7 protein-coding genes are annotated in these 14,663 nt (G+C 63.7%); all 7 read left to right on the plus strand.

Annotated elements, in window-relative coordinates:
* Window positions 1-235 precede the first annotated feature (235 nt).
* The 7 genes from BM397_RS10580 (at window position 236) to BM397_RS10615 (ending at window position 14,657) form a co-directional block, all read left to right on the plus strand.
* Window positions 236-1,402: a GumC domain-containing protein gene (locus BM397_RS10580; protein WP_092567384.1), complete on the plus strand. Its 1,167-nt coding sequence runs from the start codon at window positions 236-238 to the stop codon at window positions 1,400-1,402.
* A gap of 62 nt (window positions 1,403-1,464) precedes the next feature.
* Complete coding sequence (locus tag BM397_RS29690; protein ID WP_092423704.1) at window positions 1,465-2,712, plus strand: glycosyltransferase; 1,248 nt, start codon at window positions 1,465-1,467, stop codon at window positions 2,710-2,712.
* A 660-nt stretch (window positions 2,713-3,372) separates the two neighbouring features.
* The gene (locus BM397_RS10595; RefSeq protein WP_176806589.1) at window positions 3,373-4,365 is read left to right on the plus strand and encodes a sulfotransferase family protein; all 993 of its coding nucleotides are present in this window, start codon (window positions 3,373-3,375) and stop codon (window positions 4,363-4,365) included.
* 58 nt (window positions 4,366-4,423) lie between these two features.
* Window positions 4,424-5,413, plus strand: coding sequence for a UDP-glucuronic acid decarboxylase family protein (locus BM397_RS10600; protein WP_218124869.1), 990 nt, complete (start codon window positions 4,424-4,426; stop codon window positions 5,411-5,413).
* Window positions 5,414-5,529: 116 nt separating this feature from the next.
* Window positions 5,530-6,699 carry a pectate lyase family protein gene (locus tag BM397_RS10605; protein ID WP_092423708.1) on the plus strand — a complete coding sequence of 390 codons (1,170 nt, stop codon included), beginning with the start codon at window positions 5,530-5,532 and terminating at the stop codon, window positions 6,697-6,699.
* 452 nt (window positions 6,700-7,151) lie between these two features.
* Window positions 7,152-8,354: a sugar transferase gene (locus BM397_RS10610; RefSeq protein ID WP_092423710.1), complete on the plus strand. Its 1,203-nt coding sequence runs from the start codon at window positions 7,152-7,154 to the stop codon at window positions 8,352-8,354.
* 141 nt (window positions 8,355-8,495) lie between these two features.
* Complete coding sequence (locus BM397_RS10615; protein WP_092423712.1) at window positions 8,496-14,657, plus strand: Calx-beta domain-containing protein; 6,162 nt, start codon at window positions 8,496-8,498, stop codon at window positions 14,655-14,657.
* Window positions 14,658-14,663: the final 6 nt, after the last annotated feature.

Consider the following 14,663-nt stretch of genomic DNA (forward strand, 5'->3'; position numbering starts at 1 on the left):
ACGGTCATCGTCGCCCGCGGCAAAGGATTAAACCGCGTCGGGAGGCCCGCCGGCTAAGAATGCCGCGTTCGTAGGCCGATGATCCTCACTTGCGCGTGAGCAGCCTCGGAGACGTGTCGAATTGTTGCCGCAGGGCAGCGTGGGTGCTACAGTCCTTTCTCGAAAGTTAATATTATCGCTCTTTATCAAACTCTTTTTTGCTGACGCCTCAGGGTGTCCATGGATTGGTTTTACCGTGAAACGCATCATTCTTGCTATCGTCGTGTTCGGCGCTGTTCTCACGCCCCTGGTCTTTGCAATCAAGCAGTCGCAGCCAACGTTCGAGGCGCGGTCTCTCGTGTCCTTCGCGCTCGGGCGCGAATACGTCTACGTGCCCGACCCCAGCCTCACCGATATCCGCGCCCCGAACGCCGGTGACTTCCAGGGGTTCGTGAACGCCGAGATGTTGCTGCTCGACAACCCGAAGCTGGTGCGCGAGGCGATCGAGACGGTCGGGCTGAACCGGGTGTTCCCGGACATGCCGGACACCGAGGCCGGACTTGTCGGCGCGACGATCCGTCTCGACGAAAACACGATGATCGAGCTGATCACTGGATCCTACGTGGTCAAGGTCTCGGTCTTCCATACCAACCCGATTATCGCGGCAGAGCTGGTCAACGCGCTCGTCAGCGCGTTTCTCGATCACCGGCGGGTCATGTATACCGAGCGCGAGTTGACGACCATCACCGCACGGCTTGAAAAGGCGCAGCAGGAGGCCGAGGAGATCGACTCCGCCCTGGTCGAGCTGCTGGGTGCTCCGGATGCGACCGGGCTGCAGATCGAATACGAGAACTCCGTCCGCGACGAGGTCGAGCTCAACACCGAGCTGCGCGATGCGCGGCTGAACATGATTTCCCTACAGCAACGCAAGACGTCGTTCGAAAATCGTCTTGGCTTCGAGGCCGAGGCGCTGGCGGCGGAAACCGAGATCGAAGAGGCGCAAAGCCGTATCAGCTATCTCGAGGAGGAATACCGCGAGACCCAGGCGCATATCGCGCAGCTCTCTGACATCATGCCCCGCGCACGGCTGCTGCAAGCGCGGCAGGAAGCGCAGACGAGCCGTATCGCGGAGCTTGACCTGCGGCTGCGGGATGCGCGGGCGGTCGAGGTCTCGGGCTTCGACAACGTGCGGGTGATCGAAGAGGGCACGCCCCCGATCAACCCGGTCAGCATGTCGGAAAAGGCGCAGCTCGCAATTGCCATCGTCGTGGCCTGCATTGCCGCATTTGCCGCCTACATGATGGCTGTGCTTCTGGGGTCGCGTCCGCGCAGCCCCCGCGACGAAGATCTGCAGGCGCCTGGTGTGACGGTGATGAAGCAGTCGCCGCGTGGTGACGACCGTCCGGCGCACGTCGTGCGCTGAACTCGACGCGCGCGACCTTGCATGGCCGCGCGCGGACTCATTTTCTTGCGACGGACTGTCCCATGAAGGCTGCCAATATTGATCTCCACGGGCACACACTGGCTCTGGAAGCCCCGGCCCCGCTTCGTCTGGGTTACCTCATCGACACGCTGCTCACCGGCGGTGCCGAACGGCTCGTGCTCACCTTCGCCGAGGCGGTGCGCGGGCGATCCGACATGGCGCTGACCGTCTTCGTCCTGAGCGATCTCGCCACGCCTTTCCTCGAACGCCTGAGGGCGTCGGGCACCGATGTGGTGCTGCTGCCGGGTCGCAACCTGGCCGACTTTGGGCGCTTCCGGCGGCTGGTGGCGGCGCTTCGGGACAGGCGGATCGAATACCTGCACGCGCATCTCGCCTCCTCCAGCACGCTGGGGGCCTACGCCTCGCGGCTGCTGGGCATCCCCTTCATGACCACTCTCCACAACGTGAGGCCGTCCGTGCGGCGCATCCGTCCCGGACGGAGGCTGCTGCAGGGGGTCGCCATGCGCCTGCCGGGGGTCAACAAGATCGCCGTCGGCGAAGCGGTCGCCACGGCTGCCGCCGGCGAGATCGGACGGTCCGGCTGCCGGGTGGTGCCCAACGCTGTCTCCGAGACTGTCGTTGCAGCACCGGACGCGCGGGCCCGGCTGCGCAGCGAGCTCGGTCTCGCGGACGATCAGATCGCGCTGGTCTGCGTCGGAGCGATCATCGGCCAGAAGGCGCATGAGGTGCTGCTGGATGCCTTTGCAATGATCCGCGAACATGCGCCGCGAGCCGTGCTGCTGCTGGTGGGCGACGCGCGCGACACGCCGCGGCACGAGGCGTTGCTCGCGCAGGCCGAGCGGCTGGGGCTGGGCGGCAATGTGCTGCGCCTTCTGGGCATGCGCAGCGACATCCCCGAGGTGCTTGCCGCCAGCGACATCTTCGTCAGCTCCTCGCATTGGGAGGGCGCGCCGGTATCGCTGCTCGAGGCCATGGCGAACGGCTTGCCCCCGGTGGTCACCGACGTCGGCGAGAACGCCTTGGTGCTCGATGGAACGGGCGCGATCCTCGTACGGCCGAGCGATCCCGAGGCGCTGGCGCGGGGTGTGATCGAGTTCATCGACTCCCCGGATCGCGCTGCGCGGACTTCCGATGCCGTTCGGGAGCGCGCGCTTGGGCGCTACGGCGTCGCGACCTGGGTTGAACGGCTGCTGGCGATCTACGCTGAAACCGGACATCGCAGGGATTGGCATCGCCCGCGCGCGGATGTGCCCGCCCCGAAGCTGCAGAGCCGGAAGGCGTCGCGGTGACGGGCAGAACGGTCACGCTTGGGTGTGCGCCGCGGCACGCGGGCCATAATTCCTTGACGCATCTTCCGGGCGTTGCGTATCGTCAAGCCATAGTATCGCGTAGCGGGTCCGCCGTGTCTGGAAGACAGGGCCTGTATTTTTGGAAATTGTCCCAGATGTTCAGGGGGACCAAGTGTCGGTCATCATTGCTAACCCGGCTGGAACGCTCACGGATTTCATCCGACTGGTCAGGAATGGAAGATGCCGCTCAACGCTCTAGAAAGGAGGCTCCGCGTCTGGCGCGGTCAGGGTTCCACCGACCGCTCTCAAACGTCGCCCATGGGCAGACGGGCTGAAGAACCGCCCCGGCGGGACCGTCAATATGTCCGGCAGGCGATACTCATAGTTTCTTGTGCGCTAACCGCAATTTTTTACGTTTGGCTTATTTCATTCTTCGTTGGTTTCAGCCTTGGGGCGGTTGCCTGGATTGGGATTGCATCTTTGGGCGCGCTTGCCGGTTTCATTCTCGCGATCATTCTCTGATCGTCCGGTCCGCGCGCACTGCCTGCCTCGACGTGAGGTACCGTGACTGCACCGATCCGAGCCTTCCTCCCGAATTTTCTCCGGCGCGCGTGGCGTCGTGACCCAAGGCGATCGGCGATGCAGTAGGAGACGCTGCCCGTGTCGACGCATTCTCTCCCGTCCGATCCCGAAGCCGTTTCCGGGACAGACCTCTTTCCGCCCGCGGCCTACCTGATCGGGGCGCCGAAATGCGGCACGACCGCGCTTGGCCACTACCTCGCCCAACATCCCGGGGTGAGCTTCAGCAATCCCAAGGAACCTCACTTCTATTCCCATGATTTGAAGGGCCTGTGCCGCTGCGAGGACCTGGAAGCCTACCGCGCCAACTTTCCCACGCGGCCGCAGGCCAAGGTAATGATGGAGGGGTCGGTCTGGTACTTCTATTCCGACACCGCGATCACAGAAATCCTCAAGGCGCGCCCGGATGCGAAGTTCATCGTCATGCTGCGCAACCCGGTCCGGATGCTTGCCTCGCTGCACCGGCAGCTGATCCATGCGCTCGACGAAAACGAAGAGGATTTCCGCAAGGCCTGGGATCTGTCAGAGGCCCGTGCCGAGGGGAGGAGCCTGCCGCGGCATTGCCGCGCGCCCTCGACGTTGCTCTACCATCGCACCGCTGCCTTCGGAGAGATGCTGTCGCGTCTCTACGCCCGTGTCCCACGCGAGCGCGTGCTGGTGCTGTTCCAGGAAGACATGCGCTCCGACACCGCCGAGACCTACCGGCAGGCCCTGGACTTCCTCGGGCTGAGCGATGACGGGCGGGTGGAATTCCCCTCGATCAACGAGGCCAAGCGCGCGCGCTCCAAGCTCGTGCGTTTCGTGGTCTCGCGTGCCGGTCCCGCGCGGGAAATGGTGTCGCGGCCGATCAAGAGAATCCTCGGTGTCCAGTCGCTGGGATTGGTGCGCAAGATGAACGAGCTCAACAACGCCAAGCTCGCCAAGGTGCCCGTGCTGGACGACCTCGCCGTGGAAATCGCCGAGACCTACGCCGAGGACATGCTGCTCCTGCAGGAGCTTGTGGGGCGCGATCTTGCATCCCTGGGCTGGCCGGTCCCGGACCCGGTGCGCCCCAGATCCGCCGCCGGGGGGTGATCCGCGCGGCACCATGTATTTTTGACTGAATTGATTTTTATTTTGAAAAGGAAACACCATGTTGAAGCGCAACTACAACAGCCGCAAGCGCATCCTCGTGACCGGTGGCGCCGGGTTTCTCGGCTCGCACCTCTGCGATCGGCTGCTGGAAAGCGGGGCAGAGGTTTTGTGCGTCGACAACCTCTTCACCGGCACCAAGCGCAATATCGAGCACCTGCTCGGAAACCCGCGCTTCGAGTTCCTGCGCCATGACGTGACCATTCCGCTCTACGTCGAGGTGGACGAGATCTACAACCTCGCCTGTCCGGCCTCTCCGATCCACTACCAGCATGATCCGGTGCAAACGACCAAGACCTCGGTGCATGGCGCGATCAACATGCTGGGACTGGCGCGGCGCCTGAAATGCCCGATCCTTCAGGCCTCGACCTCGGAAGTCTATGGCGACGCACTGGTCAGCCCGCAGGCCGAGGGCTACTGGGGCAACGTCAACCCGATCGGCGTGCGTTCGTGCTATGACGAGGGCAAGCGCTGCGCCGAGACACTGTTCTTCGACTACAACCGCCAGCACGGGCTGCCGATCAAGGTGGTGCGCATCTTCAATACCTACGGTCCGCGGATGCATCCGCAGGACGGGCGCGTGGTCTCGAACTTCATCCGGCAGGCGCTCTATGATGAGGACATCACCATCTACGGTGACGGCAGTCAGACCCGCTCCTTCTGCTATGTGGACGAACTGATCGACGGCATGATCCGCATGATGGGCACCGAAGAGAACTTCACCGGTCCGGTGAACCTTGGAAACCCGCAGGAGTGCACCGTCAAGCAACTGGCCGAGATGATCGTGGCGCAGACCGGATCGAGGTCGCAGCTGGTATCGCGCGAGTTGCCGAGCGATGATCCGGTGCAGCGCCGTCCCGACATCGCTCTCGCGCGTGCGCATCTGGACTGGGAGCCGTCGGTCGAACTCTCGCAGGGCATCGCCCGGACGATCGCCTACTTCGAGGACCTGCTGGGCAAGAAGTCCCGTCAGATGCAGTCGACGTCTTGATCGACTCGAGGTTCTGACCGTCCCAGTGCGCGCATGATGTTCGCGCGTCCTGTGGTCCCGAGAAAGTCGTCTGCGGTCGCATCCGGGCGAAGATCTTTTGAAAAGGGAGGGAGCGCATGGTGCCTTCTTTCGCGCGCGTGCGGCGTCGGGACTTTCTGGTGGCGATGTCGTTGGCTGCTTTGGCCGCAGGAGGGGGCGGGCCGGTCGGGCTCGCCCGCGCCCAGAGCGCCCAGAGCGCCGAGGCTCCTGGTCTCCAGGTACCTGTCGGTTTCGGGGCGCACACCCGGGGCGGCGAGGGCGGTCGCACGGTTCTTGTCACCACCCTTGCGGATGACGGACCCGGAAGCCTGCGCGCGGCGGTCGAGAAGGAACGTGGCCCGCGCATCGTCGCGTTCGACGTCGGCGGCATCATCGCGCTGTCCGAGCAGATTCAGATCGGGCCGGATGTCACCATCGACGGCACTACGGCGCCTGGGGGGATCACGCTCACCGGTGGCCGGTTACATGTGGTGGGCAGCAACGTGATCGTGCGCGGCATGCGCCTGCGACCCGGCGACGGGCCCGGCGATGCCCCGGAAAACCGCGACGGGCTGTCCATCGGAGACGGTGACAGGCCGATCCGGAACGTGATCGTCGAGGGCAATTCGCTCAGCTGGTCGGTGGACGAGGTGCTGGCGATCTGGGGCAACGTCGCCGACGTCACGATCTCGCGCAACATCATCTCGGAGGCGCTGGATCAGTCCATCCATCCCAAGGGACGACACGGCATGGGGCTGCTGATCGGCGGTGGTTCGGCGAAGCGGATCAGCGTGATCGGCAATCTGCTGGCACACAATCCGCATCGCAATCCGAACGTCAAGGACAGCAGCACGCAGATCGAGTTCATCAACAATCTCGTCTACAACTGGGGGCCAAGCGGGTTTCAGGGAACGGGGTCGTCTATCCACATCATCGGCAATGTCTACGTGCCGGGGCCGAACAGCGCCGACCGGCCGCCATTGCACCTGCAGGACGCCGGGAGACCCGGGCCGAACTATTTCCTGTCCGACACCATAGGTGCGGTCCGCGAGGATGCGGAGGTGACGTTGTCGGACGAGCCCGTCTTCGAGGGCAGCGACCCGCCCGTCATGAGCTCTGGGGAAGTCGAGGAGTGGGTTCTGTCCCATGCCGGGGCGCGGCTGCCACAACTCGATTCCACCGACCTTCGGGTGCTCGAAGAGGTCCGATCGCGCGGTGGTGCAATCATCGATTCGCAAGCGCAGGTGATCAACGGCCGTCAGCCCTGAACCCAGCGGGAAACCGGCTTTTCTCCGCCAAATTCGGCGGTTGCAGTAGGTCAAGTAAGGTGAATGTATGGCGATGGTATGTCCGTCGGGGCGATGTGGAAGCTCGTGGATTGGGTAGCTGTTGCCGCAACGCGCACAGGCTCTGTGCAACTATGGCGTGAAAAATGCCGCCGCGACGCAGTTCTGCCGGGTTTGCCTCGATTTCTCCAAAAAACAGCTTTGCACCAATGGCCCTTAAAGTTACTATTTTCTTAAGAACGATGTGCATTGATTAAATTTGAAAAACGTTAGCTCCTATATTGATCCGGGGCACTTTGAGGCGGTTTTTGGCCTAAAGTCTGAGCAATACTGACGTTTTCTGGATCGCCGCGCGTTCATGCGGCTCGTTTTGTATTTTGCCTTTTGACCTGGGGGTTTCCCTTGGTTCCTTGAGTTTTCCGAGGATATTTCCGATGAATTTTTCGACAAGCAGTGAACTAGAAAAATCTAACAATTACAAAGTAATAGAAGAAGACCCCGCCTCCCGGTTCAAGAGCTTCAACACTGCCAGTTATCGCACTGACCTTCCCTCGCAAGGCGTGTCCAACGCGAACTACGGGGGGCAGGCCGTGGCTTGGCCCGCTCCCGCGCGCCGCGCCATCTGGCCGCGGTTCTCCGTCGGGTTCCAGCCCCGGTCTCGCCGCATTTATCGCGCATACAACTTCACCATCGCCATGGCGTTGTTCGTCATGGTCCTCCCCCTGTTCCTGCTGATCACCGCACTCCTGGCCCTCACCCAGGGAACCCCGATTTTCTACCGCGGGCCGCGCATCGGGGAGAACGGTGCGCTGTTCGACGTGCTGAAGTTCCGCACCCTCGATGGCGCCAAGGCGGCGCAGCTCACCAAGGACAAGGTCCTGCCCAAGGGCTCAGGCATCGAAACCCCGATGGGGCTGTTCCTGCGCGAGACCCGACTGGACGAGATTCCGCAGTTGCTGAACGTGATCAAGGGCGACATGAACATGTGTGGTCCGCGTCCCGTCCGCCCGGAGATCGCGGCACAATACGCGGCCACGATCCCCGACTACGAGCGGCGCTTCCGGGTGAAACCCGGGATGATCGGCCCGGCGCAGGCCTTCATGAGCCACGGTACCTCCAAGGCGATCCGCTCGCGGCTCAACAACAAGCTGTGCCGGACGGAGGTCTCCTACCTTGGCGAGGTTTCTCTGGTGTTCATCGTCGGTGTCTGTGTGCTCGCACGCACCTTTGCCCGGGTCGGCTCGAACCTCTTCGGAGGCCGCTCCGAGCGCGTCGAGGCTGCCCGCGCGCGCCTCTACGACATGCGCTTCGTCTCCGACGATGGACAGGAGCGGGCGGTGTTCTGGGTCGACGAGGATCAGTTGATCCTGGATCAGGGCAATGCGCTGAACGTGCCTTTGAGCGGCCGGCTCACCATGGTCTTGCCGGATGGCCAGACCCGCAGCGCGGCGGTGGAACTGAGCACGGTCCAGGCCACCGCGCCGAACGGCCGCGTGCAGGTCGCCTATACGCCCAAGAGCGAGTTCAGCGAGCATATCCTCAGCCGCTACCTGTTCCAGGCAGTGGTCGTGCCGCACCGCTCCGAATTTCTCTCCGCTAGGTTGCGCCGGATTTTCTCCCGGTCCCGCGCAGCGTGAGAGCGGGCGGGTCGTGACCCGCTCGCTGTTGGTGACGTCGAAGCGCGACGCAGAAAAGCGCGAAAGACATCAAGTCTTAGAAAACGCCTTAAATAATTGATTTTATAGTTGATTTTACCCCTCTCCTCAGAGGATGCAAAAATGCCCGAAGATATTACATTCGGTGTTACAGACCTTGCTGCGGAACTGAGCACCAATCCGACGGCGCTGGATTTCAGCGAGACGGGAAACCCGGTACTTTTCGTCGCCCAGCAAGACGGCACGATCTATCGCTACGAGATCGAACGGCAGCCTGATGGCGCCGACGCAGACACCAGTCCCGACTTCGTTGTGACCTCGACGGTGGCGATCAACGTCATCAAGAACGACACGCAGAACTTCGACGACGATGGCAGTCTGAACACCACGGCGAAACGCCAGATGACAGGTCTCGTCGCGACCACTGACGAAGACGGGAATGATGTGCTCTACGTCACCTCGTCGGACTGGCGTATCGCGGTTGGCGAGGACAGCGGGCTCGACACCAATTCCAGCCAGATCCACCGAATCGTCCTCGACCCGGACACCGGGGCCGTTCTGTCGAACGTCGCCATCGTGCGCGGTCTGCCGCGGTCCGAAGAGAACCACTCTGTCAACGGGTTGGACCTCTCGGTCGATCCCGCGACCGGGGACACCTACCTCTGGGTTGCGATCGGCGGCAACACCAACAAGGGGGCGCCCGGCAACAACTTCGCGGGCACGGTGGACTTTGCCTACTCGGCGTCGGTCATCAAGATCAACCTGACCGACCTCGAGTCCTACGACATCCGCACCGACGCCAACGGCAATCTCTTCGTGCTCGACATGCCGACGCTCGACGATCCTTCGCGGCCGAACGTCAACCTCGGGTCCTTGGGCATACAGAACTTGAATCTCGATCCGAACTTCACGCTCGACAACAACGGCAGCATCGGCGGCGTCCTGCAGCCGGACTGGGCGGGCGGTAACAACGGCCTGAACATGGCCAAGATCACCGACTACGTGCTGGTCAGCGAGGGTGGCCAGCTCAAGCTGGTGGACAATCCGCTGAGCATCCATTCACCGGGCTTTCGCAACCCCTATGACGTGCTGGTGACCGAGGACGGCCAGGTCTACACGTGGGACAACGGCCCGAACGGCGGCTGGGGCGGGCAACCGGTGTCCTACTCCGACGGCGCCGTGGTTGACGACTGGACCACGGAACTTGCCACCAATGAGTTCAGCGAGGACGGCAGCAAGGGCTTCGGCGACCAGCTGCACTACCTTGGCGAGATCACCGATGAATACGGCCCCTACGGCGGCCATGCGAACCCGATCCGCGCCGCCGCAGAGGCGCTCTCGCTCGCCTTCAACAGCGACGGAAGCTACGCGGGCGCGACCTCCGGCTCGCCGATCATGGCCTATGGCGCGGAGCTCTTCGCAAACGAGGCCGAGGCGCGCGACTTCCTGTCCGAACTGCTGATCATCTACACCCAGAACTCTTCGGGCAGCTGGGTCGACACGACCTCGGGCACCGGGCTCCCGGCGGATTTCTTCGACGTGGTCTCGGGCTATGACTGGGAGCATCCGGGCAGTTCGATCGCCGACGTTCTGGCGCATTTCGACGGCACCTCGGTGATGGACGGCACCGCCTATTCGCCCGAGGCGCAGTTGCTCGACCAGACCGAAGACGGCTCGCTAATCACGCTGCCGGAGTCCACCAACGGTCTCGAGGAATATAGGGCAACCTTCTTTGGCGGGGCGCTGCAGAACACCATTATCGCGGCCAGCTTCGACGGGACGCTCTATTTCACCCGTGTCGAGGATACCGACGGAGACGGGCGGATGGATTCCGCCTCTGTGGTCTACCAGCTTGGCAATTTCGGCTCGCAGCCGCTGGCGGTCACGGCGCTCGGCGACAACGGGCTGGGCACCTTCATCGACAATGATGGGGACGGTCTGGACGACTTTGCCGGCCTCATCGTCAGCGGGGTCTACGGCAAGGACAATATCGCGATCTTCATCCCCGGCGGTGAGCCGCTCGACGCCAGCGACGACCTCGATCTCGACGGGGTGAACAACACGCTCGACAGTCATGTCGGTGATCCGACGGACGGGACCGGTGCCGTGGTGGGGCCCAATTCGACCTCGCGCTGGGACTTCGAGCTGAACAACCCGGCTTCGACCCCGCCCGGCGCGGTGCCGAGCGGCGACAGCATCGCCGGTGGCATCGGGGTCAATGCGGTGTGGCGCAACAACCTGCTGCCGCAGGTCGACAACGGCGGCGACCCGACGCAGGGGCTCTATTACGGCGGGGTGTTCAACCTCGGCGGCGCGTCGAGCTTCGTCAGCATCGACGAGGCCTATGCCGGTACCGCCGAGGGCACGTCCAACTCGCAGCAGAACGTGCTCGGCATCGGCTTCTCGGCCGCCGGCGCGCAGCAGCTGTCGATCACCAGCGAGATGGTCAATATCTTCACCTACTCGCTGAACAATGACGCCCCGGCCAAGACCTGGGATGGCGGCGAGAAGGTCGGCCTGATGGTGGGGCCGGGCGATCAGGACAATTTCGCCGAGGCCACCATCGCGGTGGTGAACGACGGCGGCACCATCAAGTACGGCGTGCAGCTTCTGGTCGAGACGAACAACAGCTACGTCACCAGCTTCGTCGAGGTGCCGGGCATCGAGGACCCGGCGATCCTCGGGGTTGGCGATCCCAACTTCGAGGTGGCCATCGATCTCGATATGACCGCCGGGGCCGAGACCGCCACCGCGCGGGCGCGCTATCTGAACAACGGCGTCTACACGGCCTGGGTGCCGACCGCGACGCTGCCGCTTCCGGACGCCGTGGTCGAGGCGGTGAAGGGCGAATACAACAATTTCGGTGCGATCACCGGGGCGGTGGTGGGCATGGTGGCCTCCACCGAGGTGGGCGACGACAGCTTTGCCGCCTCCTGGGACTGGATCGAGATCACCAACACCTCGGATGGCGAGGTCGTGCACCGCTGGGTGGCCGGCAATGCCGACGTTGCCGCCACTGACGGGGGCATGGACTGGAGCAGCAGCACCGCGCCGATCGTGGCGGGGACCACGACCGTGTCGACCTTCAACATCACCGCGCTGGACGGCTCCGTACCCTCGACCACGCCGGTCGGCGTCTTCACCCAGGAACGCTGGGCGCGTCCCACCGGTGACGGCATGCAGTTCGAGTTCGCTGTGGACCCCGGATACTACGCGATCCGGCTCTACATGGGCAACGGCTATGCCGGTACCGATCAACCCGGTGAACGGCTCTTTGACGTGACCATCGAGGGCGAGCTCTTTCTCGACGACTTCGACCTCGCCGGCACCTTCGGGGCCAGCGTCGGCGGCATGATGCAATGGACGGGCCAGATCGATGACGGCATCGCCGACATCGACTTCGCGGCGGTTCTCGAAAACCCGCTGATCAACGGCATCGAGATTGTCGCCATCGACAGCGTTGCCGAGGGGCCGTCGATCTCCGTTGCCGATGCCTTCGTCGGAGAGGGCGAGGGCTCGGTGACCGTGGCCATCTCTGCCAGCAACTACGTGCCGACCGAAAGCAGCGTTCTGGTGCAGTTCGAGGTGCGCCCGGTGAGTGCCACCGCGGGCAGCGACTACACCGTAGCCAACGCGACGCTCAATGCCGCGACCGGGGTCTACAGCGGCACGCGCCAGATCGCCGGCGGCTCGGCGGATGCGAGCGTTCAGGTCAATATTCTCGACGACGCGCTGGCCGAGGGCGCCGAGAGCTTCGAGGTTGTCATCACCGGCGTGACCGGTGCGAATGCCAGCATCGGCGACGGAAGCGCCTCCGTGACCATTCTCGACAACGACAGCAGCTCGGGCGGTCCCACCGGTGGCGGAGCGGTCACCCTGGCGATCACGCCAAATGTGGACGACGTTCAGAAGTCGAACTATGACAGCGGCTCCTTCGTGCTCAGCAACGTCGGCAACAAGGTCGTCACCAAGGTCGAGATCGATGTCTCGGGCGCAGTGCTGAAAGATGCTGTCTTCGACCCCTTCGGTCTCGCCGGGGACACGATCGCCAAGGTGCTGACGATCAACAACGCCGGCGGCACCGGCGTCGATGCGCCGAACAACGATGCCAGCGATCCGAACAACGGCACCTACGTCGGGGCCGGGGGTACGGCCGGCTATGAGGGCATCGTTCTGACCTTCGATCAGGCCACCAGCGGCGGTTTCCAGTCGGGCGAGACGATGACCTTCTCGGTGGACATGGATCCGAACTCGGTCGCGGGCGCCAAGAAGTCGACGCTCGACGCAGGCTCTGACCCGGACTGGGACGTGGGCGGGGTTTCTGGCGCGGAGCTGATCGGCTCGCGTTTCACCGTCACCTATGCGGATGGCACCACCAGCACCGGCTACCTGCATGGCACCGGCACGCAGGCAGGCGCGCGCGGGCTGTCCTCGCAGGCCTCTCCGGGGACCGAAGCCAGTCTCGTCGTCAATGGGCTGGGCGAGGGCGGTGTCGGCACCTACAGCGCCGATGATTTCACCATGGTGGTCAGCGGCCCCGCGGGGGCTGTGATGCGCGTGGTGCTGATGAAGGCGATGATCCAGCCGACCACCAATGCCTTTACCACCGGAGGCACCTCCGAACAGGCGTATGCGCCGCAGCTCGACGCGCAGCTTGCGGCTCTGGCGGCCTCGGACTTCCCGGCCAACAACGCGGTGGAGCTGCAGACCATAGACGTCACCCTGACAGGCGGCGTGCAGGACATCTCTTCACTGTTCGATCTCTCCGGCGTGGCGGCCTACAACTTCACCGGTGAGGACCAGTTGCCGCTGGGGATCGTGGCGGCGGTGATCGACCCGTCGAACGGCAACCTGCCGCTCGGGCCGACCTCCGATCCGATCTACCTGACCTATGACGCCGACAGCTCAAGTGGCGGCGGTGGTGGCGGCGGGGGCGGCACCCCCGTGGGCGATCCGTTCCGCGTCGAGGCAGAGGCGATGACGTTGGTGCAGGGCTTCGCGGCGGTCAGCAACGGCCACGCCTCGGGCGGCATGTTCATCCAGGCCACCAACTCGGGCACGCAGATCGCCAGCTACACCGTGACGGAGGCGGGCACCTTCGACATCACGCTTGGCTACTTCGACGAGTCGGACGGGCAGTCGACGCTGAACGTGTTGGTCAATGGCACAGTGATCGACACCTTCGTCTGGAACCTCGACGCAGGGGATGCGACGGTCAACCGCAGCTCCTTCGCAGAGCACACGATCGCGGGGGTTGTACTCGCGGCCGGCGATACGCTCCAGCTATCGGGCGTGTCGGGTGGCGGCGAGCCGCTGCGGGTCGACTATGCCGACTTCACCCCCGTCGAGGGCGGCTCCGGCGGGGGCGGCTCGGGTGGCGGCTCGACCGGTGGCGGGTCGGGGAGCGGCACCCCCACGGGTGACCCCTTCCGTGTCGAGGCCGAGAATCTCAGTCTGGTGCAGGGCTTTGCGGCTGTGAGCAACGGGAACGCCTCGGGCGACATGTTCATTCAGGCCACCAACTCTGGCACGCAGATCGCCAGCTACAGCGTGACGGATGCGGGGACCTTCGACATCACGCTGGGCTACTTCGACGAATCTGACGGGCAGTCGACGCTGAACGTGGTGCTCAACGGCACGGTGATCGACACCTTCGTCTGGAACCTCGACGCGGGCGATGCCACGGCCAACCGCAGCTCCTTCGCCGAGCACACGATCTCGGGCGTCGAGCTGGCGGTCGGTGACACGCTGCAACTGTCGGGCGTATCGGGCGGCGGTGAGCCGCTGCGGGTCGACTACCTCGACTTCATGCCACTCTCGGGCGGCTCCGGCGGCTCTGGCGGCGGCGGCACCCCGACGAGCCCGGGCGAACTGGTGCGCGTCGAGGCGGAGAGTTTCCAGATCGACTTGGGTTTCATCGTCAACAACAATTCCCACGCATCCGGTGGTCAATTCCTTCAGGCGGGAAATTCTGGCGTGCAGAGCGCAACCTTCGTCTTTCCGGATATCGCAGGGATCTATAACCTCAACCTCGGTCATTTTGACGAGTCCGACGGTCAGTCGCAGCTCGATATTTTGGTAAATGGTCTGGAGGTCGACAGCTTTGTCTGGGACCTCGACGCCGGCGACGCAACGGTGAACAAGACGTCCTTCGCCGAACACAGCACGCAGGGTGTGGAGCTTCAAACTGGCGACGAGCTGACCTTCACCGGGGTTTCGGACGGCGGCGAACCGCTGCGAATAGATTTTCTAGAATACATGTATTTGGATGGGATCATTGGGTGAAATGAA

It is taken from the genome of Alloyangia pacifica, from assembly GCF_900116195.1.
In the GTDB taxonomy this organism is placed as follows: Bacteria; Pseudomonadota; Alphaproteobacteria; order Rhodobacterales; family Rhodobacteraceae; genus Salipiger; species Salipiger pacificus.

Excerpts from the sequence above, each read along its gene's own strand:
- BM397_RS29690 (WP_092423704.1), top strand. The coding sequence starts at position 1,465 with ATGAAGGCTGCCAATATTGATCTCCACGGGCACACACTGGCTCTGGAA.
- BM397_RS10600 (WP_218124869.1), top strand. The coding sequence starts at position 4,424 with ATGTTGAAGCGCAACTACAACAGCCGCAAGCGCATCCTCGTGACCGGT.
- BM397_RS10605 (WP_092423708.1), top strand. The coding sequence starts at position 5,530 with ATGGTGCCTTCTTTCGCGCGCGTGCGGCGTCGGGACTTTCTGGTGGCG.
- BM397_RS10610 (WP_092423710.1), top strand. The coding sequence starts at position 7,152 with ATGAATTTTTCGACAAGCAGTGAACTAGAAAAATCTAACAATTACAAA.
- BM397_RS10615 (WP_092423712.1), top strand. The coding sequence starts at position 8,496 with ATGCCCGAAGATATTACATTCGGTGTTACAGACCTTGCTGCGGAACTG.